The following is a 20361-nucleotide window of genomic DNA, read 5'->3' as shown; positions in this document are numbered from 1 at the left end:
GCCAGTACACATATCCACCAACTGCCCTCCCCAGCGAGGCAATCCGGCGACGGGACGGCATCCATGTTCAGACGCAGTATCAAGCAGTACCCCTCAAGTGTTATCCGAGCGGAGCCCAGGCTTCGCCGTCAGCGCTTGCGCCTGCTGAACCTCTGAACCGATGCTTCCGGTACGGCACAAAGGTTTTACGGCCACAAGCCGATTGATCGCAAAAAAACCAAAGCAAAAACCAAAGCAAGTCGACCAGACACGCGCGCAAACTTTACGGAGAAATTCATGCACACAGAGACAGGGCGCTCTAAGTCTGTGCCAAACGGCACTACCAAGGAATCGGTAACAGACCAGGCCAGCAGCAATACTTCACTGGCTGCCACTGCCCCCGGTCAGATCCGCGTCATCAAGCGCAATGGCACCGTCGTGCCTTACGCGGACAGCAAAATCTCCGTGGCCGTTACCAAGGCGTTCCTCGCGGTAGAAGGCGGCACCGCCGCTGCTTCCAGCCGCATCCACGAACGCGTGGCCGACCTGGTGTCCCACATCAGCGCCACCTTCAAGCGTCGCATGCCTTCCGGCGGCACCATCCATATTGAAGAAATCCAGGACCAGGTAGAACTGGAACTGATGCGTGCCGGCGAGCACAAGATTGCCCGCGACTACGTGCTCTACCGCGAAGAGCACGCCCGCCTGCGTGCAGAAAAAGAAAAAGAGAAGCCGGCCGCCGACGAGCCTGCCGCCGATACCCACCCGAGTATCCGCGTGAAAATGGAAGACGGCAGCCTGGTCGCCCTGGACATGGAGCGCCTGCGCACCATCGTCAGCGAAGCCTGTGAAGGCCTGACCGACGTAGACGGCAGCCTGATCCTGAACGAAGCGCTGAAGAACCTGTACGACGGCGTTTCCGAAACCGACATCAATACCGCACTGGTGATCACCGCGCGTACCCTGGTTGAGCAGGAGCCCAACTACACCTACGCCACCGCTTTCCTGCTGCTGGACAAGCTGCGCGCCGAAGCCCTGCGCTTCCTGGGTGTGGCCGAGTCCGCCACCCAGCAGGAAATGAAAACCCTGTACAAGCCGGCACTGGCCGCGTACGTGGAAAAAGGTATCGAACTGGAACTGCTGGACCCGGCACTGGCCAGCTTCGACCTGGAAAAACTCGGCGATGCGATCAAGCCCGAGTGCGATCACCAGTTCACCTACCTCGGCCTGCAGACCCTGTACGACCGCTACTTCCTGCACTCCGACGAAGTCCGCTTCGAGCTGCCGCAGCTGTTCTTCATGCGCGTTGCCATGGGCCTCGCCATCAATGAAGAGAAGCCGAACGAGCGCGCCGTAGAGTTCTACAACCTGCTGAGTTCCTTCGACTACATGAGCTCCACCCCGACCCTGTTCAACGCCGGCACCCTGCGTCCGCAGCTGTCCTCCTGCTACCTGACCACCGTGCCGGACGACCTGCACGGCATCTACGGTGCCATCCAGGACAACGCCATGCTGTCCAAGTGGGCCGGAGGCCTGGGTAACGACTGGACGCCGGTGCGCTCTCTCGGTTCCTACATTAAAGGTACCAACGGTAAATCCCAGGGTGTTGTGCCCTTCCTGAAAGTGGCCAACGACACCGCGGTAGCAGTGAACCAGGGCGGCAAGCGCAAGGGCGCCGTGTGTGCGTACCTGGAAACCTGGCACCTGGACATCGAGGAATTCCTCGAGCTGCGCAAGAACACCGGTGACGACCGTCGCCGTACCCACGACATGAACACCGCCAACTGGGTGCCGGACCTGTTCATGAAGCGCGTATTCGAAGACAAGGAGTGGACCCTCTTCTCCCCGGCAGACTGCCCGGACCTGCACGACCTGTTCGGCGATGCCTTTGAAGAGCGCTTCACCCACTACGAAAAACTGGCTGCCGAAGGCAAGCTGAAGCTGTTCAAGAAAGTGCGCGCACTCGACCTGTGGCGCAAGATGCTGGGCATGCTGTTTGAAACCGGCCACCCCTGGATCACCTTCAAGGACGCCTGTAACCTGCGCAGCCCGCAGCAGCACGCCGGTGTGGTACACAGCTCCAACCTGTGCACCGAGATCACCCTGAACACCAAGGCGAACGACGAAATCGCGGTATGTAACCTGGGCTCCGTAAACCTGTCCCAGCACATCGGCGAAGACGGCAAGCTCGACATGGGCAAGCTGGAAAGCACCGTGAAGACCGCCGTGCGTATGCTCGATAACGTTATCGACATCAACTACTACTCCGTGGAAACCGCGCGTCAGTCCAACATGCGTCACCGTCCGGTGGGCCTGGGCCTGATGGGCTTCCAGGACGCGCTGTACAAGGCCGGCATCTCCTACTCCAGCGATGAAGCCGTACAGTTCGCCGACACCACCATGGAAGCGATCAGCTACTACGCCATCTCCACCTCCAGTGACCTGGCGGCAGAGCGCGGCAGCTACGGCAGTTACGAAGGCTCCCTGTGGAGCCAGGGCATCCTGCCGATCGACTCCATCGAAATCCTGGCCAAGAACCGCGGCGAGCAGTTCATCGACCAGGACACCAGCAGCACCCTGGATTGGGACGTGGTGCGTAAGAAGGTTTCCAGCCAGGGCATGCGTAACTCCAACGTGATGGCCATCGCCCCGACGGCAACCATCGCCAACATTACCGGCGTTTCCCAGTCCATCGAGCCCACGTACCAGAACCTGTACGTGAAATCGAACCTGTCTGGCGAATTCACCGTGGTGAACCCCTACCTGGTACACGACCTGAAAGCCCGCGGCCTGTGGGACAAGGTAATGGTCAACGACCTCAAGTACTACGAAGGTTCAGTACAGAAGATCGACCGTATCCCGGAAGACCTGAAAGCCAAGTACGCCACCGCATTTGAAGTGGAGCCGCGCTGGATCGTGGACGCCGCCAGCCGCCGCCAGAAGTGGATCGATCAGGCCCAGTCCCTGAACCTCTACATCGCCGGCGCCAACGGCAAGAAGCTGGACCTGACCTACCGCATGGCCTGGTACCGCGGCTTGAAGACCACCTACTACCTGCGCGCACTGGCCGCCACCTCTACGGAAAAATCCACCGTGACCAGTGGCACCCTGAATGCAGTGAGCGCCGGCGGCGCACCGGCTGCCAGCGCAGCCCCGGCACCGCAAGCCGAGCCAGCACCTGCAGCCGTACCCGCGGCCTGCTCGCTGGACGATCCGGACTGCGAAGCCTGCCAGTAACAGGTACGAGCCTGCCTGCAGGCGAACCGCGAGCCAAGCTCGCGGAATTGATTCGAAAAGACTCTCGGGGGAGAGCACCGCGTGGAGCCGCCGACAACAGCGGCCCCACGCAACCAAGACCATAAGCGCCGCCCCGGTACCGGGCGAATTACTCCCAACAAGAGTAAACGTCCGCGCCGGGTGCAGGCCGCACACCAAACACTCGCTGGATTGCCCGTTTAGACGGGGAATCGCACAAAAGACAAGGGGAGCACTCATGCTGAGCTGGGACGATATCGACACTCAAGCCAAACCCGAACCCAAAAAAGCCGAACCGCAACCGGTGCCGGGCGCACTGCAATCCGAGCAGCAGGCAGTCACCGAACCCGGCGCTAACTACCAGGTAGATAGCGCCAGCAGTGCCCCGGCATCGACCGCGGCCCAGGCGGGCTCCTCTTCTGCAGTAGAAGCCGCGCGCGCCGCAGTCAGCGATCTGGACCCGGCCCCGGGCCTCGAAGAACTGGAAATGGGCGCCGCCCGTATCCAGGTAGACGAGAAGCGCATCATCAACTGCCGCGCCGACCTGAACCAGCTGGTACCGTTCAAGTACGACTGGGCCTGGCAGAAATACCTCGACGGCTGTGCCAACCACTGGATGCCGCAGGAAGTCAACATGAACAAAGACGTGTCCATGTGGAAAGACCCCAACGGTCTGACCGAGGACGAGCGTCGCATCGTGGAATACTCCCTGGGTTACTTCTCCACCGCCGACTCCCTGGTAGCCAACAACCTGGTGCTGGCCATCTACCGCCACATCACCAACCCGGAATGCCGCCAGTACATCCTGCGTCAGTCCTTTGAAGAAGCCATCCACACCCACGCCTACCAGTACTGTGTAGAGTCCTTAGGGATGGACGAAGGCGAAGTCTTCAACATGTACCGCGAAGTACCGAGCGTCGCCAAGAAAGCCGCCTGGAGCCTTGCGCACACCGGCTCCATCAGCGATCCCAACTTCAAGACCGGCACCGTGGAAACCGACCAGGAACTGCTGCGCAACCTGATCGCCTTCTACGCGGTTACCGAAGGCATCTTCTTCTACTGTGGCTTCACCCAGATCCTGTCCATGGGCCGCCGCAACAAGATGACCGGCGTTGCCGAGCAGTTCCAGTACATCCTGCGCGACGAGTCCATGCACCTGAACTTCGGCATCGACGTCATCAACCAGATCAAACTGGAAAACCCGCACCTGTGGACCGAAAAGTTCCAGCAGGAAGTGACCCAGATGATCCTGGAAGGTATGGAACTGGAAGTGGCCTACGCCCGCGACACCATGCCCCGCGGCGTACTCGGCATGAACGCGGCCATGATGGAGGAATACCTCCACTTCATCGCCAACCGTCGCCTGAGCCAGCTGGGCCTGAAAGAACAGTTCCCGGGCGCCCAGAACCCCTTCCCGTGGATGTCCGAGATCATGGACCTGCGCAAGGAGAAGAACTTCTTCGAAACACGGGTTATCGAATACCAGACCGGCGGTGCGCTGCAGTGGTAAAACACCAGACACATCGACTGTAGAAAAGGATTTACTACAACAAAGAGTCGCTCACAGGAAGAGAGGTATTGAAGCGGGCGAAAGCCCGCTTTTTTTGTTTGTCCGTCAGGAAAACCGCCCCGCAGAATGCCATTACCAACCCTATGGGTACATAGCCAAGGATCTCAACAAAATCAGCTGGCCAGCCGCAATCATCAGGACCACAACTGGCCAGGATATCAGTCGCAATGATATCGGTCTCCGGGCCCAAGATATAAACGTAATGCACCACGAACAGCCGTCGGAGATTTGAGAAAATAATGCCAATCACACAACAACGGTTGATAAGTCTAGAAATCGAGCAACTTAAAGTCCTGAAAGATGTAAATATCTCATTTGTCGACCACCCACTAACTGCGATATTGGGGCCAAATGGTAGCGGCAAGTCGACGGTACTCCATGCGTTAGCTTGTGCTTTCGAACCAAATACAGATCAAGGAGAAGGGTACAAATTCAGTAGTTTTTTTCTTCCGAGCACTGACGCGCTTTGGGAAGGAAGCAAGATGACCCTGACGCACTCTTATCGCGATGGTCAAGTTGTCCATAACAATAGCACTCGAATATATTCTAAGGCGAGTGATCGCTGGACACCGAGGTATGCAAACAGGCCAAAAAGAGACTTGATCTATATTGGTATTGATAAGTGTGTCCCAATGATCGAATCAGAAAATCGTCAAGTGCGAATTAACTATCAAACGACACAAATCACCGAAGCAATCGTTATAGCCATCCTAGAAAAAGCTTCTTATGTTCTCGACCGACACTACACCGCTTTCAACCGGCACAACGCCCAGGGGAAGGAATTCATCGGTGTAGGTCTAGAAGGTGTTCAATACTCTGCGCTTAGCATGAGTGCAGGTGAGCAGAAAGTTTTCTATGTTTTAGAGAAAGTTTTTAAGGCGCCAAACTATTCTCTGATACTTCTTGATGAACTAGATTTGCTATTGCATGAAAAATCTTTAAAAAGGCTCGTAATTGTCATAAATGAACGGGCTAGAGCGAAGAATCTTCAAGTTGTCTTTTCAACTCACCGTGAAAGTTTGGTTGACTTTGAGGGAGAGGTAAATATTCGTCATCTGTTTACCGGACCACAAAAAACCTATTGCTTCGAGCAGACGAAACCGGACGCGATTGCAAGACTGACTGGCACACAACCAAAGCCCATTGAAATCTTTGTGGAAGATGAGTTCGCTTCCGCAATCGTTCGCGTAATCCTAGGGAGATTGAAAGCGAACAAATGGGTTTCTGTTGGGAAATTTGGTGCTGCAATAAACTCTTTTAGTATGGCTGGAGGGTTACTCCTGAGAGGTGAAAACTGCCAAAACGTGTGCTTCGTATTAGACGGCGACCTCTATCGCAGCGAAGAAGATATAGAAGCCCAAGTAAACCGTGTCGTTACCGGACATGGGGATAATATTGATGAAATCAGGCACGCAGCCAAAGCTCTCATATTGAGTTTTGACCTTCCCGAGGGGCAGCAACCAGAAAGGTACTTTCACGCTTCGCTTTGTCAACAGCCTGCGACAGAAAATGAGGCTCACAACGAAATTATTGAAGCCGCGCAGGAAGTTGGAGTTGTTGCAAACGACCATCATTATCTAAGCGAAATTTTGACTAGACTTGGCCTAGATGACCGAGTCGGCCTCTCCCGCATCGCTGAGATTTTCTCAAATTCAGCGAATTGGGAGAACTTTGTGCGCCCATTGGTGGATTGGTTAGAGCCGAGGGTCGAAGTCTTGAGAGAGGCCGAAGGTGGTGCTTAACAGGCGCCTACAGAGCGACGCTCCGACGCCGAGCGTCTGAAACAAAGCATTAGCTTCACGGAAAGGAATAATTGGGGTCAGATCAACCTTTTGGCATCGAACCACCCAATACAAAGATGTGCCAATAGCTTCACCTGCCCACACTTGACCGGCTACCGACGCCCCTGAGCTCGCACTGTTCACTGGAGAAGTAACCCGCAATGACCGACAACAGCTGGGATAGTTATGCCGAAGGATGGGACAGTAATAGCGATGTCATCACCTATTCGGAGCGCGCCTTCCGGTCCCTTACCGACACCCTGGACTGCAAAGGCGCCCGAATCCTGGATTTCGGCTGCGGCACGGGCCTGCTGACGGAACGTCTCGCTCCACTGGCAAGCAGCATCGTCGCCCTCGATCCAGCAGGGAAAATGCTTGCCGTACTGGAGGCCAAGCAACTGGGCAATGTGACTACCATACAATCCAGCCTGACTCGGGAGCTGATCGACAAGAACAGGCACCTGCAGGACAAGTTCGACCTGATCGTCGCTTCCTCCGCACTCGCTTTTGTCCCGAACTACACGGACACAGTACGACTGCTGGCTGAGCTACTGAATAGCAATGGGCGCCTGGTTCAGTGGGATTGGCTCAGGGAGGACGGTAACGAAGATACCGGATTTACCCGTGAGGACATCGCAGCCGCTTTCAGGGCCGCAGGCCTGTCCGACATCCAGGTAACCCTACCCTTCTCCATGGGAACAGGTGAAAACCGGATGGACGTTGTAATGGGCACGGGGACCTACCCATAAGACTATGTGGGCTCTGAGCAAGAATTTTCCGGTGCACTAACCAGAACAACATCCCGCAAAGATTGCTCCCCACTTATTGCGCTCAGACCGCAAAATAGCGCCGCCTCCGCGAGACAGCCTACACTGTGCCTCGGCTGCTCCTACCATGGGCATTAGGTGAAAGACTTACCCACGTTTAGTTTTGGGGAATGACATGTCAGAGAAGACAGTGAATGAAGAGGCAGCGCAAACAGTATCCCCTCGCCAGTGGGTCAGATTGGTTGTGGTGTACCTCCTTATCCCGCTGGTTTTACTGATATGCGGTGGGGATCTCGGTTGGTGGCAGGCGTGGCTCTATTCCCTACTGATCTTTGCCGCTGGTATAGGGGGGCGCATATGGGCGGAACAGCGACATCCCGGATTGATAGCCGAACGGCAAAATAGTGAAAATTTCCACAACGCAAAAGCCTGGGACAAAGTACTTGCTCCGCTGATGGCGGTGAGTCTCGTGTTCCCTATGGTCATAGTGGCAGGGCTGGACCACCGCTATCACTGGTCCCCCGAATTCCCGCTATGGCTCATCGTGATCGGCTTCACGTTAATCTTGCTCGGATACGCGTTCGCGGCATGGGCACTGGCAGAGAACCGCTTTTTCTTCAGCGTGGTGTGCATTCGGGCAGATCGAGGGCACGATGTGTGTGACAGTGGCCCGTACCGGTTTGTGAGGCACCCGGGTTATGCTGGAAATATTTTTCCGCTGCTCGGTATTGTTCTTGCGCTGGGCTCGGTGTGGGCACTGATTCCTGCGGCGGTGGCAACAATCATCACGGTGATTAGAACCGCACTTGAAGACCAGACGCTACAGGAAGAATTGCCCGGCTACCGGGACTATGCACGGCGCGTGCGCTATCGGTTGATCCCCGGGATATACTGAGAAAATAATTGGGGTCATATCAAATTTTTGACACATATGTCGCCCTAACTGCAGGACAATCATGGAAGTAAGATGGACGAAATAAAGCAGAAGATTGCCCTTTTCATCGACGCGGACAATGCCCCGGCGGCGAAGTTTGAGGACGTCCTGAGCGAGGTCGCGAAATACGGCGTGGTCACCATTCGCAAGGCCTATGGCAACTGGAAGTCACCCACCCTCAGGGGCTGGGAAGAACTGCTGCACGAACACGCCATCCAGCCGGTGCAGCAGTACGATCTGACTAAGGGTAAGAACGCCTCCGATATCGCCCTGGTCATCGATGCGATGGATGTGATGTACACCAAAGATATCGACGTGATGTGCTTTATCTCCTCGGATTGTGACTTTACCCCGATGGTGACCCGGGCGCTGGCGGAGGGCAAGGTGGTACTCGGGTTTGGCGAGCGCAAGACACCGCCGCCGTTCGTGAATGCCTGCTCCAAGTTCCTCTTCCTCGACCAGCAAGAAACGGTCAAGGAAACTAACGGTGAAAAGCGCAAGAACATCAAATCGGACACCAAACTGATCACCTTGCTGCGGCAGGCCCTTGAGGCCACCGAGGACGATGACGGCTGGGCCGATCTCGGTGCCGTCGGCTCCAATATTTCCAACCGGGCGTCATTCGACTGCCGTAACTACGGTTTCAAGAATCTGAGCAGCCTGTTCCGAGCCATTGATCTGTTCGAGTTGAAGCGAGGTCAGGGTAAGTCATACTTGGTCAGGGATATTCGAAGAAGTAAAAAGAGCTGATTTAGAACCCATGATTTACGTACTGATCACCCTGGCCATAGTCGCCCTCATTGTCGGCCCTCAACTGTGGGTACGCTTTGTACTGTGGCGGCATTCCACCGAAATCGGCGATATGCCCGGCTCCGGCGCGGAACTGGCCAAGCACCTGATCGAGCGCTACCAGCTCGACGGCGTTAAGGTGATCGAGGCCGGCAAGGACCAGAATTACTACTCGCCGGCGGAGAAGATCGTGGCGCTGAGCCCGGAGGTCTACCACGGCAAGTCGGTAACCGCAGTGGCGGTGGCCGCCCATGAAGTGGGCCATGCGATGCAGTTCTGTCGCGGGGAGCCCATCTCCAAACTGCGGGACAAGTATCTGAGCCGGGCCGGGCAAATCCAGAAAATAGGCGGTTCTATCCTGATCGCCGCCCCTATTCTCACCCTGCTGATCAAGTCACCGGTGATATTCCTGTGGATTGGCGTGGTGGCGGTGATTACCATGCTCGCGTCCGCGCTGATGTATGTGGCGATACTGCCGGAAGAGTACGATGCAAGCTTCAACAAGGCCCTGCCGATACTCAGGGAGGGCTACCTGCCGGAACACCTGTTGAGCAAGGCTCACAGTGTACTCAAGGCCTGCGCCCTCACCTACGTGGCCGGCGCGCTGCTGGATGTACTGAGACTGTGGCGCTGGATACGATTTCTCAGATAAGCACCATGGAGCCCGCTTTCCCATGACCACCACAACCGGAATCAAAACCGCCATCATCGGCTACGGTTTTTCCGCCACCACCTTCCACCTGCCGTTTATCCTCAACCTGCCGCCCTTCCGCTTCACCGCGGTCAGCACCTCCAAGGGTGAGCAGGTGCAACAGCAGCACCCGGAGGTGGAGGTCTATACCGATGCGGAAACACTGCTAACCCGGTGCGATGCCGACCTGGTGATCATCACCGCCCCCAATGAAGCGCACTTTGCCCTGGCCAAGCTCGCCCTGCAGCAGGGCAAGCATGTGGTGCTGGAGAAGCCCTTTGTTACCCGTGTCGAACAGGGCGAGGAGCTGATCGCGCTGGCGCGGCAGCAGCAGCGGGTACTGAGCGTCTACCACAACCGCCGCTGGGATGGTGACTTCCTCACGGTACAGAAACTGATTGCCGAAAACCGCCTGGGCGCGGTGCGCTATTTTGAAAGCCACTTCGACCGCTTCCGCCCCGAGGTGCGCAAGCGCTGGCGCGAGTCCGATGTAGAGGGTGGCGGCATCCTGTTCGATCTGGGGCCGCATATGCTGGATCAGGCGCTGCAGCTGTTTGGCCCACCCACGGCGATCACCGCACAGGTTAAGACGCTGCGCCCACAGGCGGAAGTGGATGATTTTTTCCACCTGACCCTGCACTACCCGGAGCATATAGCCGTGCTGCGCAGCAGCCCTTTCTGCGCGGCGCTGAACCTGCGCTTTGAGGTACAGGGCGAGGCCGGAAGTTTTATCAAGCACGGCCTGGACCCGCAGGAAGACCGCCTGAAATCCGGCGAGCTGCCGCTATCCGCCGACTGGGCGCAAGAGCGCCCCGAACAATACGGTGAGTTGTACGCGGCCGACGAAGTGACCACAATCCCCACGGAAACCGGCGGCTATCAGCATTACTATCATCAGCTGGCCGGTGCCATTCTGGACGGTAGCGAAGTACCGGTGAGCGCGGAGCAGGCCCTGTGGAATATCCGCCTGATCCATCTGGCGCGGCAAAGTGCGGCCAGTGGACAAACCATTCAGATTGATAGCGATCGTTAGCGGCCACTCGCTTCCCGCTGAAAGCTCGACCCGATTTGCCTCAGCCATACAAGTAACCACCCAAACAAGCGGTCTCTATGCATCCATTCAAGACACAGTTCACCCTATCTCGAGAATACCTCGCCGAGTGTTTTGATCAGTCTCTCCCCCACGGCAAAGGAGCAAAGCCCAATTACCTGTTGCCGGCCCTATTACTTGCAACGGGCTCCGGGTCACTGATGTTTACCGAGCAACCCAAAGTCCTGGGCTACCTGCTGGTCGCCCTCGGCATTCTGGAGCTGCTGCATATTCGATTCCGGCGCGCCTGGTGGCTGGCTCGTCAGATGTTGGGGAGAAGTGCCAATACGGAAGTGGCATTAACGATTGATGACGATGGAATAACCACAAAGAGCACCCACACACAAACAACGCTCTCGTGGTCAGAAATCGAGCGAGTTGTTGAAACCGATCTGGGGCTGATTCTGGTCACCAAGTCCGGAGGCCAGCAGTATCTTTCCAAATCCTTATTTCCTGCCGAGCTGGTAAGCGAGATTGTGGCACGCAATCAATAGATTCAGGCTCCGTAAAACCTGCGCAGACCAGCGCCACGGCTGGATCTGCGCTTAGACTATCCATCGGGTGACACGTGCGCACCTGGTCACTTACATATTGCAAAAATCCTTAATCGCGTCTTTAAAGGCCTTTACGCTGGCGAAGCCATGGAAGGCCGCCGCTGCCGCGATGCCACCGTGTATGGCTGCCTGTGTGGCAATGCTCTGGCCTGAGCAATTGGGTTCGCCGGGCGAACCACCATCGAGTCCCACAAGCAGAGACAGTTCGGTGTCGCCATATTCCAGAAACAGCTTGAGCCCACCCTCCAGCGCCATGTCGAGATCGATTCCCTCGATGCTGCTGAATTCGCCCAGGTGACTCGCGTAGGTGATCAGCGCAAAGCTGTCCTGGAAGCCGGGCGCGAAGCCCTCGTTAAACTCGACGTTGAGCGTGCCATTGAACTGGACGTTCTGCATATTCAGCTGGTCGTGCTCGAGCCCCGGAGCAAGGCCGCCGATATCCAAATCCGTTTCTGAAAGGGATTCGAATGTCGCATCGTCAGTGAAAACACCCAGGCCATTGACCTGTACGCGCCCTCCGAGCGAGGTTTCACCGCGCACTTCGGCTCCGCTGGGGCCGCCGTCCAGTATCAGCGCATGCTTGGGGAATCCATTTCCGGAAAAGCCCTGCTCCCATCCGTCGACAAACTCGATAAAGCGCCCCGCGCCCACAGTAATTTGCGCCTGTACGCTGTCTGCAATGGCGCCATCGAAAATCAGGTCGCCATTGATAGCAGACAAGGCGGCATCGGCATCGCCAACAAAGCTGGGGCCGTCAAGATCCAGCCGCGGCGGCCCGACCACGACGGTGTCGTCGGGATCTCCTTCCGGGATTGCGAAGATCAGCGTACCGGAGTCAGCGGTTATCCTTCTGGCGTTTTCAAGGACAAACACGTTGATGACACCGGCCCCGCGTATCAGGCCGAAGCTTTCCAGGTTGCCGAGGTTGGTCTCGCTGCTGGTATTTACCAGGAACCTGGCCTCGGGTTCGATATTCAGATCGAATGCGTTGAACACCCCGGTAGCTTCCACCTCAACCGTGGTGAAGGGGCCCTCGGTGCCGATGGGCGGCTCACCGCCCATCGGCGGGATAATCGGCCTCAGGGGGCCGGTGGTGGAATTGGGGCCGGCAGCGGTAACGGGGCCAGCAACCGCCAGTTCCGAGCTGCCGTGAATGGTCAGTTTATTTTCATCAGCGATATACAGGCTCTTTGCATTGCGGCTGTCGGTGACCTCTATCTCGGTCACGAAGAACAGGGGCAACTGATTGACAATAAACACCTCGTCCGTTTCGTTGGGCACTTCACTACCCAGCCAATTGGATGGGGTTGACCAGTCCCCGCCGGTGAGACTGTAGAGGCGCGGCAGATTGATCTGCTCCCAGTTCCCCCCCTGTTGCATCACAAGAATACCGTTGATGGAAGGCCGGGCGCGCGATTTCGGATAAAACGCAAACCAGTTCAACGCCTGGTGGGAGGCGCATTCCCCGACCGTCAGGCCCTCAACGGTGCTGGGGTCGTCGAATAGTTCACCGACCGATTGATCCTGCTGGTCTGCCGGCTTACACATGTTCAGGCCGCCGAGTGCCAGATGTGCACAGTCGAAGTCTGTTTCCCCCTCGTTCAGAAATTCATAGGCCTTGACGCCCAGTGATGCACTGCCGTCAAATTCCGGATCGACGAGGTAAAAAGGTGGATTGTCTGCCTCGTTGCAGGCGGTACTCACGTCCGAACTGATACCGAGGGTGTGTGCCATTTCGTGTGACACAACAGTTACCAGATCCAGGCCGCCTATCGGGTCGATCTCCTTACCGTTATACGCGACCTCGTAAATTTCCGGAGCCACACCGGAAAAGGCTTCCGCCACCTCGAAATCCGGTACCGTTCTGGCCAGCTTTGGGCGCATAACGAATTCAGAGTCGAAATCCGGAAAGGTGTCGTAGTAATAATCGAGGTCCGCCGAAATCCGGATTCTCGCTTCAATCGGTTTGCCGTCTTCGTCCCTCTCGATAATCAACGCATCCGGGGCGCCCAGGGCGGGATCCAGCCACCAGAAGCGGATGGTCATCTCGTGCTCATCTTGAATAATGCTCTCAAAATGATCCGCTACTGACCCCACGATTTGAATAAGCTCTTCCGTATGCCCACATGCGGCAAGCCCATCATCACAGGGATCAACGGCACCAGGCCCATCGGGATCAAATACCAGATTGATTTCCAGTGCCGTGCTATTGAGTGGAAAAAATCCAATTACGACAAATAAGAAAAGAGAGAATATCGAGGTTTTGTTAATGCGTGGTAAGACATTTTCCAGGTGTTTATTCATTGTCGTCCCTCCGGTGACTCGGCTATCCAGCACAAGTCAGATTATGGTTTTGATGCCGTGGGTGAAAAATTGAAAAACGGAAATGCGAGCCCTTTTTATAGTCCACGCGGTTTTTATTCTCTATCGCGCAGAGGAAATACTGGCAGTAAATACGGCATTAGAATTTAGTCTTAACGGAATATTTTTTAGGCCTGAAAAATTAGTGATTCATATCGGGTTATTTATGCAATAGAGTTCGCGATTCGATTATTAGGTGGGACTATCGTTTCACTCGCTGTACTCGCGACACAAGTATGCAGAAGCGGATCTTTTTCACCCGGCACCAGATAGGCGGCGTTATCTTCCCCGCCACAATGCGCTGTGCGCTACGGGGTTGGTAGAGACTCAAGAGCCCATGTGCTAGAAATGCTCACAGAATAATAACGAGTGGATCGAACGCCATGGATGAACTGGATAAGCGGTATAACCACCCTGCCCGGCTGCTGCCGATATGCTTGGCCGCGCTACTCTCCGCCTGCAGCTTTGATACGGATAGGGAGCCCGGATCCGACAGCGGCGAACATCAGGAAGATCGACAATACGATCAACAACAAAAAGACCAAAAAATAGTGGCGCGCGTCGGCGATAGCGCGATCACCCTGCGAGAGGTGGATCAAAAAATCCGCCTGGAACGGCACGACCTGGCACTGGCCGAGTACCAGCTGCGCTTCAATACGCTCAAATCCATGGTGGAAGCACAGCGCCCGTCGCAGGCCTCCGGTGGAGACGCACCCACGGTGGAGTGGCTGCTGCCCCATCCCCAACCTCCCAGACTGGACATCGATAGTGGCGACCGCCGCCTGCGCGGCAACCCCGAAGCCCCGGTAACCCTCGCGGTATTCTGCTCCTACCAGTCGGTGCACTGCGCCACCACCAATCTGGTGCTGCGGGAATTGCTGGATCGCTATGCCGGCTGGATTGCCGTGGTGCCTTTTGACTTCCCCATGCACTACCACCGGCAGGGCGCGCAGGCCGCAGCGGCAGTGCACTGCGCCGGCCTGCAGGATACACCCTGGGCCTACGCGGATGGTCTCTACACGCAGGCGAAAACAATGGACGGGGAGACCTTCAGCCAGCTCGCGACACAGCAGGGATTGTCACAGGATGCGTTCAACCGCTGCCTCGACGATCCCGAAGGTAGTGATCGGGTTGCCGCCGATACCACCCTCGCCCGCTCCCTGGGCCTGCAGAGCGTGCCGGTGGTGTTTGTGAACGGGCTCTACGTCAAAGGCCCGCGGCCCCTGGAACACTACGCCATGTGGATTGACCAGGAGTTGCAACGCCTGGGACACGATCCGGCGAGCGTCCATGCCGATGCCGCCCGCTGGCGACAGTCCGGCGAGCGGATCGCCGAGACCGAATTGCCGCTGCGGCTAAACGGCACCAGTGTCTCCTCCCAGCCCGAACAGTCCACTGCCCTGATTCGCATCCGCGATGCCTCTGCCGGGCAATTCTCCCCCGGAGATACACTGATGGACGGCGTCACCCTCAAGCGAGTACACGAGCGCTACGCCATCCTGCAGGTCAGCGACCACCTGGAGCGATTGACCCTGCGCGGAGAGGATGGCGATTATGTGCGGGTGCCCATGACCACCACGGCACAGCGGGACGAGGCCACCATGCGACGCATTGAGCAACCGGACGGTGAATCCCGCAAACTGATCCCGCCTTCCGGCGTATTGACCCTGGGGCAGGCGTGGCTGGAAGAGCAGCTGCAGAACCGCGCCGAGCTGGAAAAGAAATTCGTCCCCGCGGAGCACGTGGTCGACGGGCACAACCTGTTGCGACTCGAGGGCATCGCAGATAGCGAGTTCTTCACTGCACTGGGCTTCGAGGAAGGCGATGTGGTGGTGCGGGTGAATGACACCTGGGTTCACAGCGGCCAGAACCAGCTCTGGGATGCACTGACCAGTGGCGAGGTGGTCGATGTGACCTTCATGCGCAACGGATTACCCGAGCGGGTGCAATACGTTGTCGAGGAAGAGAGTTATTTCGAGCAGGAGAGTAGCGAGGACAACGGCCAGGACAACAGCGGCGAAGATAAAGATTCCGACTAGCGTCGACGGGCCGAGGCCTGACGCCGGGCTAACTTGCGGCGATAAATGTTGAGGGCTCCGTGTGGAGCCCTGTTCACCGCCCGCGATTTACTTGTCCGGGTTACCGTTCCACATCAGGTTCGCTACCGTGTTCTGGCCGCGCACGCTGGGATGGAAGCAGTCCCCACCATCAATATCATCTTTGCCGAAGGTGAAGGTGCCCACATTGGTCTGGTTCGCCCCGGAGTATTCCGCAACCACTTCCACACCATTGGTGCCGTTGTAGGCCGCGGCCTCCTGCTGCAGGACCTCGTTATACAGGCGCTGTGCAGCATTGATGCCGGCGTAACGTGTGGCAAAGGATTCGCCGTTCATGGTGCCGCCGTTGGTGGCGATCCGGCAGATACCGAAGGTGGACCAGACGCTTTCACAGTTAACCCGCCAGTTACCGCTCTGCTTGGCGACACCCGCCGCGCGCAGATCCTGCACCCGGGGTACCGAACCGAGCACTACCGTCGAGCCGCTGGGCAGGCCACCCACCAGTTTGTCGAGCCCGGCTTTCACCGCCCCGCGCCATTGGTTTTCCGTCAACAGCGGGTCCGAACAGTTGGCCGGATCGACGCAGTCGCGATTGCAGATATCATTGCCGCCGAGCACCACTTCCACGTGATCGGCAACCAGCGTATCCGCAAGGATCCGGTCCGCCTGCACACTGAAATTGTCACTGCCGCCGCGCATCTCCGAACCGGAACGGGCGGCATTCTTGTTGGCGGCAACATTCGGGTCTATGGCTTTGTATTTGTCGTGGACACTGTTGACACTACCGTCCCAACCATCGAACCAGCTGTGCTCCGGCTGGTCGCCGCCCAACAGGCAGAAAAAACCGCCAGTAAAGAACGTATTGCCGGTACAGTCGGCCGCAAACCCCATGGTGATGCTGTCACCCGCGGCCGTGCCTTTGGCTGGCGCGGCCAGGGTACTCATGGACCACAGCGCAGAGGTAATGGCGAGGGAAACAAAAAGACTGGCTTTATGCATTGTGTTTTCTCCGATCATCATATTTATGACTTTATTTTTTTAATGCGGTGAACGGAGACAGGTTAGTTGGTCACGCTATTATCCGCGGATGGGTTACATGCCGTCTTATCCAGTCTGAGATGTAAATCTCAGTCCTGTCGCCCAAAGCGCCCCCTCACACAGCTGCGATCACGCAGTGATCAGGGACTCAAAACCCGTGAACAACTCGTCACGGTTACTGATCGCGAATCGAGCCTTCCCGTGAGGCTGACAATAGACCTTCAACGGATTTACCAGAACTTGTGGTAAATTCAATCGTTTCCAAACGACGCTTATCATCCAGGGATTGGGAACATGCAGAAATTAACCGGCCGCTGCCTGTGCGAAGCAATTGAGTACGAAATTACGGGTGAGCTCGGCCCCATATTCAATTGCCACTGTTCGAAATGCCGCCGCTGGCACGGTGCCGCGTTCCGAACCAGGGCCACCATCAAGTCCAGCCAGTTCAAATGGATCAAGGGCGAAGAGTATTTATCCGGCTACCATTCATCGGAAAACACCGTCAAAACTTTCTGTTCGATCTGTGGCTCCAGCCTGATCAGTACATACGACGAGAGCCCGGACAAGATTGGCATCCCGCTGGGCGGCCTGGATCAGGCGCCGAGCAACAAGGTCGAGGGGCATTTCTTTGTGGGCTCCAAATCGCCATGGTATGAGATACCCGATACCCTTCCCCAGCACGACGAATTTCCTGGCTCTCACGAGAAAGTGAGAGAGACCAGCCACGACGAGTAAAATCCGGTCAGCAGCGCCTGCACGCGAAAGATTTTGGAGTCTACCTAGCCTATGGATTTGCAGAAAACCAGTTACCGCCTGAGTGTACTTTCCACCAAGAAGCCGAAAACTATTTATATTCAAGAGGTCGAAGAGGCACTACAGTCCAAATACGAAGGGATACAGGTCTGTGCCGCAAAGACACTCGGCGCCTGGGGAGATGCACGGTCACAGGAGAAACTGAAGACTTTTCTCACCACCCTGTCGAAGCTACGTGCCCGCTGGGGAGCCATCACGGCTGCTGTAGATGCCCTTTCGCCACACCTGAGCAGCAGCGATATCCCCTGGGTCGTCAATCTGGCCTTGCGGGAATCCACCCCCGCGAACCGTCATGTGATCTTCAACCTCTTTTCTGCTCTGCCGCGAGACGAGCTACTGGCGGAAATGACCAGGGAATTTAACAAGGGCGGAATTGAGGCTGGGGAGTTTACTCAAGCCCGCGTTGCCCTGTACCGAATTCGCACAGGATGAGCCCACGACTTATCACGAAAACAACATAAATATAACGACAAGGATCCCAATGATGAAACGCTCACTTTTATTCATATCTGTCTTCGCTTTTTCCAGTATTAGTTTCGCTTTGCCTGAGTTGAAGGGGACCCCGCAAGACCTGAGAAGCCTGCTGCATCCTGAAGAAAAGATCGTCACCATACGTGCCAGCGCCGAAGAAACTGCCTACTCCGATCGTGCCATCGTCAGCATGGTTGTGACCACAGAGGAAGATCAACTGGCAGATGCCATTGCCTCAAACAGTGCCTTGCGGGATCAGCTCGCAAAAGCGCTGAACAGCTCGGGGATCATCCAGGACAACATCAAGAACTCGAAATTTTCCTCCTCCCCCCAGTACAGCTGGCTTGGAAAGACGCCGAGTAGTTACAAGGTAATCAACCGGGTGGCGGTCACCATTGAGCATGAGGACCAGCTCGAGACCATTGCGCGACTGGCGGATCAGAATGAGGAAGTAAACCTGTCGGATACCACCTTCGAACATTCGTTAAAGGAGGAATTCAACAAGAAAGTCAAAGCGGAAGCCCTCGCCAAGGTCATGGCGCAAAAGGCTGACTATGAACAGGTTCTCGGGATCAAATTGACTCCAGTGGGTATCCGTACTGCCGAAATCCGTCAACACGCTACCCGCGGCGCCATGATGCTTGAGGAAGTCGTGGTGACAGGTATTCGAAAGCCACAAAGTGATTATGCTTCGGAACCAGCCATCTCTACCGCCACACCCTCATTCGATGAGGTTAAGTACGAAGCAGACCTGTATGTGGATTTTAGAATCAAAGAACAATAAATACTCGATCCCCCACGGACAATCTTAGAGAGCGGCCAGAAAATGAAGCGTATCCTAGTAAAAATTTTAGCCGGGTATATTCTGTTCAACCTGCTACTGGCCGCAGTTTTTATTTCTGTCGGTGGCTGGCAAATGCTGCAAAAGCCGGAGATTCCACCGACGGCTTCCGAGCCAACACTGCAGTCTGACCTGGAATTTTTTCACGACGTCGTTCTCGCTAATGAAAAGGATATTACCCCTGAGCAGGCGGCACGCTTCTCCAGTATTATCGAGACTGCCCCCACACCAACGACCGAGGATGACCTGACGCTCACCGCGCTAAAGGCGCTGGCGGTTTTCGACAACGCCCACACGACGGTACTGACCACCAGAATGTACCGGCTGCCGCTGCGCTTTCACTGGACCGCTGATGGCCTGATTGTCATCAAGTCACGACCGGAGTACGCCCACCTTCTCGGCCAGCGGGTGCTTTCCCTCGGCGGCAAGACGCCCGAGACCATGCTTGAAGATACCGTCAAATTGACCGGTGGCGGTACGCCGGGCTGGCAGCGCTACCGCAGTCAGTTCCTGTTTTCCGCCCCCAGTGCTCTTTCCTTTCTGGGCGCGGAAGCGGAACTTCAGTCCACCGAAATCCGTACCGTGGATACGCTGGGAAATAAAACCAGCATCGAACTTGCCGCAGACGAGAACACCATGCCTGGCGATCCCTTCTGGGACTTTCGCAATATTTTCCCGGACGACGAGCACTTCAATACCGAGGGGTGGGTTTCGCTGTTACATAGTGACCAGGAACTGCCGTTATACCTGCAGGAAACGGAGAAGCTCCACATACTGCGGAAAGTCCCCGAGCACGAGGCAGTCTATGTGCGCATGAATGCGAGCTTTGCCGACAAATCGGAGTCTCTCGATCAGTTCGAGCAGCGTATTGCCAATCTTGTAGCCGAAGAGCGGCCGAGCAATATCATTGTGGATTTTCGCTATAACAGGGGCGGTGACTACACCAAGGTTCTACCTATCGTCCGATCGCTATCCGCCGCGGTGCCCGCAGAAGGCAGGCTCTATCTGCTGGTGGGGCCCAATACTTTTTCTGCTGGCATTATCGCCGCCAGCCAGTTCAAGCGGTACCTGCCCGAGCGGCTGACAGTGGTGGGTAGTGAAATCGGAGACGCGCTGCGCTTTCGCGCCGAGGGTTTCTATCCAACGCTGCCAAAATCTGGCATTCAATTGTATTTGACCAAGGCGTGGACGGATCTCGCTGATGGATGCGGTTGGTTTGACGACTGCTGGCCACCGAACAAGCTTTTTCTGGAGGAGATCGGCTCGTTCGAGGTAGACCTGCCGGTGGAAAATACCTGGGAAGCCTACCTGAACCGCGAGGATCTGGTGATGCAGGCCGTGCTTGACGATATTCTGTGAACGGGCTTCGG

At 56.4% G+C, this 20361-nt stretch carries 16 protein-coding genes; 14 read left to right on the top strand and 2 right to left on the bottom strand.

All coding sequences use genetic code 11. The annotated features are described in order from the left end of the window. Positions 1 to 276 precede the first annotated feature (276 nt). The 9 genes from ACONT6_RS05265 to ACONT6_RS05225 all read left to right on the top strand — a co-directional run bounded on the left by ACONT6_RS05265 (position 277) and on the right by ACONT6_RS05225 (position 11350). Positions 277 to 3216, top strand: coding sequence for a ribonucleoside-diphosphate reductase subunit alpha (locus tag ACONT6_RS05265; protein WP_428820737.1), 2940 nt, complete (start codon positions 277 to 279; stop codon positions 3214 to 3216). 256 nt (positions 3217 to 3472) lie between these two features. Beyond that, positions 3473 to 4744 (top strand): ribonucleotide-diphosphate reductase subunit beta, encoded by a 1272-nt coding sequence (locus ACONT6_RS05260; RefSeq protein ID WP_181253715.1) that lies wholly within the window; start codon positions 3473 to 3475, stop codon positions 4742 to 4744. A 299-nt stretch (positions 4745 to 5043) separates the two neighbouring features. Next, entirely contained in the window at positions 5044 to 6546 is a 1503-nt protein-coding gene (locus tag ACONT6_RS05255) for an AAA family ATPase (protein WP_428820736.1), read from the top strand. Between the two features lie 200 nt (positions 6547 to 6746). Further along, positions 6747 to 7334: a class I SAM-dependent DNA methyltransferase gene (locus ACONT6_RS05250; RefSeq protein WP_428820735.1), complete on the top strand. Its 588-nt coding sequence runs from the start codon at positions 6747 to 6749 to the stop codon at positions 7332 to 7334. Positions 7335 to 7542: 208 nt separating this feature from the next. Continuing rightward, positions 7543 to 8247: a methyltransferase family protein gene (locus ACONT6_RS05245; protein WP_428820734.1), complete on the top strand. Its 705-nt coding sequence runs from the start codon at positions 7543 to 7545 to the stop codon at positions 8245 to 8247. A gap of 72 nt (positions 8248 to 8319) precedes the next feature. Continuing rightward, a complete protein-coding gene (locus ACONT6_RS05240; protein ID WP_428820733.1) occupies positions 8320 to 9036 on the top strand; it encodes an NYN domain-containing protein in 717 nt (238 codons plus the stop codon). A gap of 10 nt (positions 9037 to 9046) precedes the next feature. Next, entirely contained in the window at positions 9047 to 9727 is a 681-nt protein-coding gene (locus tag ACONT6_RS05235; protein WP_428820732.1) for a zinc metallopeptidase, read from the top strand. Between the two features lie 22 nt (positions 9728 to 9749). Continuing rightward, positions 9750 to 10799, top strand: coding sequence for an oxidoreductase (locus ACONT6_RS05230; RefSeq protein WP_428820731.1), 1050 nt, complete (start codon positions 9750 to 9752; stop codon positions 10797 to 10799). Positions 10800 to 10876: 77 nt separating this feature from the next. Next, complete coding sequence (locus ACONT6_RS05225; RefSeq protein WP_428820730.1) at positions 10877 to 11350, top strand: YcxB family protein; 474 nt, start codon at positions 10877 to 10879, stop codon at positions 11348 to 11350. A 90-nt stretch (positions 11351 to 11440) separates the two neighbouring features. Here the strand turns inward: ACONT6_RS05225 and ACONT6_RS05220 are convergent, their stop codons facing one another. Further along, entirely contained in the window at positions 11441 to 13507 is a 2067-nt protein-coding gene (locus ACONT6_RS05220; RefSeq protein WP_428820729.1) for a hypothetical protein, read from the bottom strand. Between the two features lie 647 nt (positions 13508 to 14154). Here ACONT6_RS05220 and ACONT6_RS05215 point away from each other — a divergent pair. Next, the gene (locus ACONT6_RS05215; protein ID WP_428820728.1) at positions 14155 to 15810 is read left to right on the top strand and encodes a thioredoxin domain-containing protein; all 1656 of its coding nucleotides are present in this window, start codon (positions 14155 to 14157) and stop codon (positions 15808 to 15810) included. 87 nt (positions 15811 to 15897) lie between these two features. On the opposite strand, the gene ACONT6_RS05210 is transcribed toward ACONT6_RS05215, so the two are convergent. Beyond that, positions 15898 to 16827, bottom strand: coding sequence for an SGNH/GDSL hydrolase family protein (locus ACONT6_RS05210; RefSeq protein ID WP_428820727.1), 930 nt, complete (start codon positions 16825 to 16827; stop codon positions 15898 to 15900). A 333-nt stretch (positions 16828 to 17160) separates the two neighbouring features. Between ACONT6_RS05210 and ACONT6_RS05205 the strand changes: the two genes are divergently transcribed. The 4 genes from ACONT6_RS05205 to ACONT6_RS05190 are packed head-to-tail and all read left to right on the top strand — an operon-like array spanning position 17161 to position 20350. After that, entirely contained in the window at positions 17161 to 17601 is a 441-nt protein-coding gene (locus tag ACONT6_RS05205) for a GFA family protein (protein WP_428820726.1), read from the top strand. 51 nt (positions 17602 to 17652) lie between these two features. Further along, positions 17653 to 18111 carry a hypothetical protein gene (locus ACONT6_RS05200; RefSeq protein ID WP_428820725.1) on the top strand — a complete coding sequence of 153 codons (459 nt, stop codon included), beginning with the start codon at positions 17653 to 17655 and terminating at the stop codon, positions 18109 to 18111. Between the two features lie 49 nt (positions 18112 to 18160). Continuing rightward, the gene (locus ACONT6_RS05195) at positions 18161 to 18934 is read left to right on the top strand and encodes an SIMPL domain-containing protein (protein WP_428820724.1); all 774 of its coding nucleotides are present in this window, start codon (positions 18161 to 18163) and stop codon (positions 18932 to 18934) included. A gap of 42 nt (positions 18935 to 18976) precedes the next feature. Then, the gene (locus tag ACONT6_RS05190) at positions 18977 to 20350 is read left to right on the top strand and encodes a hypothetical protein (protein ID WP_428820723.1); all 1374 of its coding nucleotides are present in this window, start codon (positions 18977 to 18979) and stop codon (positions 20348 to 20350) included. Positions 20351 to 20361 lie beyond the last annotated feature (11 nt).

The sequence above is a fragment of the Microbulbifer sp. MCCC 1A16149 genome, assembly GCF_050368945.1.
In the GTDB taxonomy this organism is placed as follows: Bacteria; Pseudomonadota; Gammaproteobacteria; order Pseudomonadales; family Cellvibrionaceae; genus Microbulbifer.
This window is presented reverse-complemented; position numbering and strand designations above follow the sequence as displayed.

Excerpts from the sequence above, each read along its gene's own strand:
- ACONT6_RS05265 (WP_428820737.1), top strand. The coding sequence starts at position 277 with ATGCACACAGAGACAGGGCGCTCTAAGTCTGTGCCAAACGGCACTACC.
- ACONT6_RS05260 (WP_181253715.1), top strand. The coding sequence starts at position 3,473 with ATGCTGAGCTGGGACGATATCGACACTCAAGCCAAACCCGAACCCAAA.
- ACONT6_RS05255 (WP_428820736.1), top strand. The coding sequence starts at position 5,044 with ATGCCAATCACACAACAACGGTTGATAAGTCTAGAAATCGAGCAACTT.
- ACONT6_RS05250 (WP_428820735.1), top strand. The coding sequence starts at position 6,747 with ATGACCGACAACAGCTGGGATAGTTATGCCGAAGGATGGGACAGTAAT.
- ACONT6_RS05240 (WP_428820733.1), top strand. The coding sequence starts at position 8,320 with ATGGACGAAATAAAGCAGAAGATTGCCCTTTTCATCGACGCGGACAAT.
- ACONT6_RS05235 (WP_428820732.1), top strand. The coding sequence starts at position 9,047 with ATGATTTACGTACTGATCACCCTGGCCATAGTCGCCCTCATTGTCGGC.
- ACONT6_RS05230 (WP_428820731.1), top strand. The coding sequence starts at position 9,750 with ATGACCACCACAACCGGAATCAAAACCGCCATCATCGGCTACGGTTTT.
- ACONT6_RS05225 (WP_428820730.1), top strand. The coding sequence starts at position 10,877 with ATGCATCCATTCAAGACACAGTTCACCCTATCTCGAGAATACCTCGCC.
- ACONT6_RS05215 (WP_428820728.1), top strand. The coding sequence starts at position 14,155 with ATGGATGAACTGGATAAGCGGTATAACCACCCTGCCCGGCTGCTGCCG.
- ACONT6_RS05210 (WP_428820727.1), bottom strand. The coding sequence starts at position 16,827 with ATGCATAAAGCCAGTCTTTTTGTTTCCCTCGCCATTACCTCTGCGCTG.
- ACONT6_RS05205 (WP_428820726.1), top strand. The coding sequence starts at position 17,161 with ATGCAGAAATTAACCGGCCGCTGCCTGTGCGAAGCAATTGAGTACGAA.
- ACONT6_RS05200 (WP_428820725.1), top strand. The coding sequence starts at position 17,653 with ATGGATTTGCAGAAAACCAGTTACCGCCTGAGTGTACTTTCCACCAAG.
- ACONT6_RS05195 (WP_428820724.1), top strand. The coding sequence starts at position 18,161 with ATGATGAAACGCTCACTTTTATTCATATCTGTCTTCGCTTTTTCCAGT.
- ACONT6_RS05190 (WP_428820723.1), top strand. The coding sequence starts at position 18,977 with ATGAAGCGTATCCTAGTAAAAATTTTAGCCGGGTATATTCTGTTCAAC.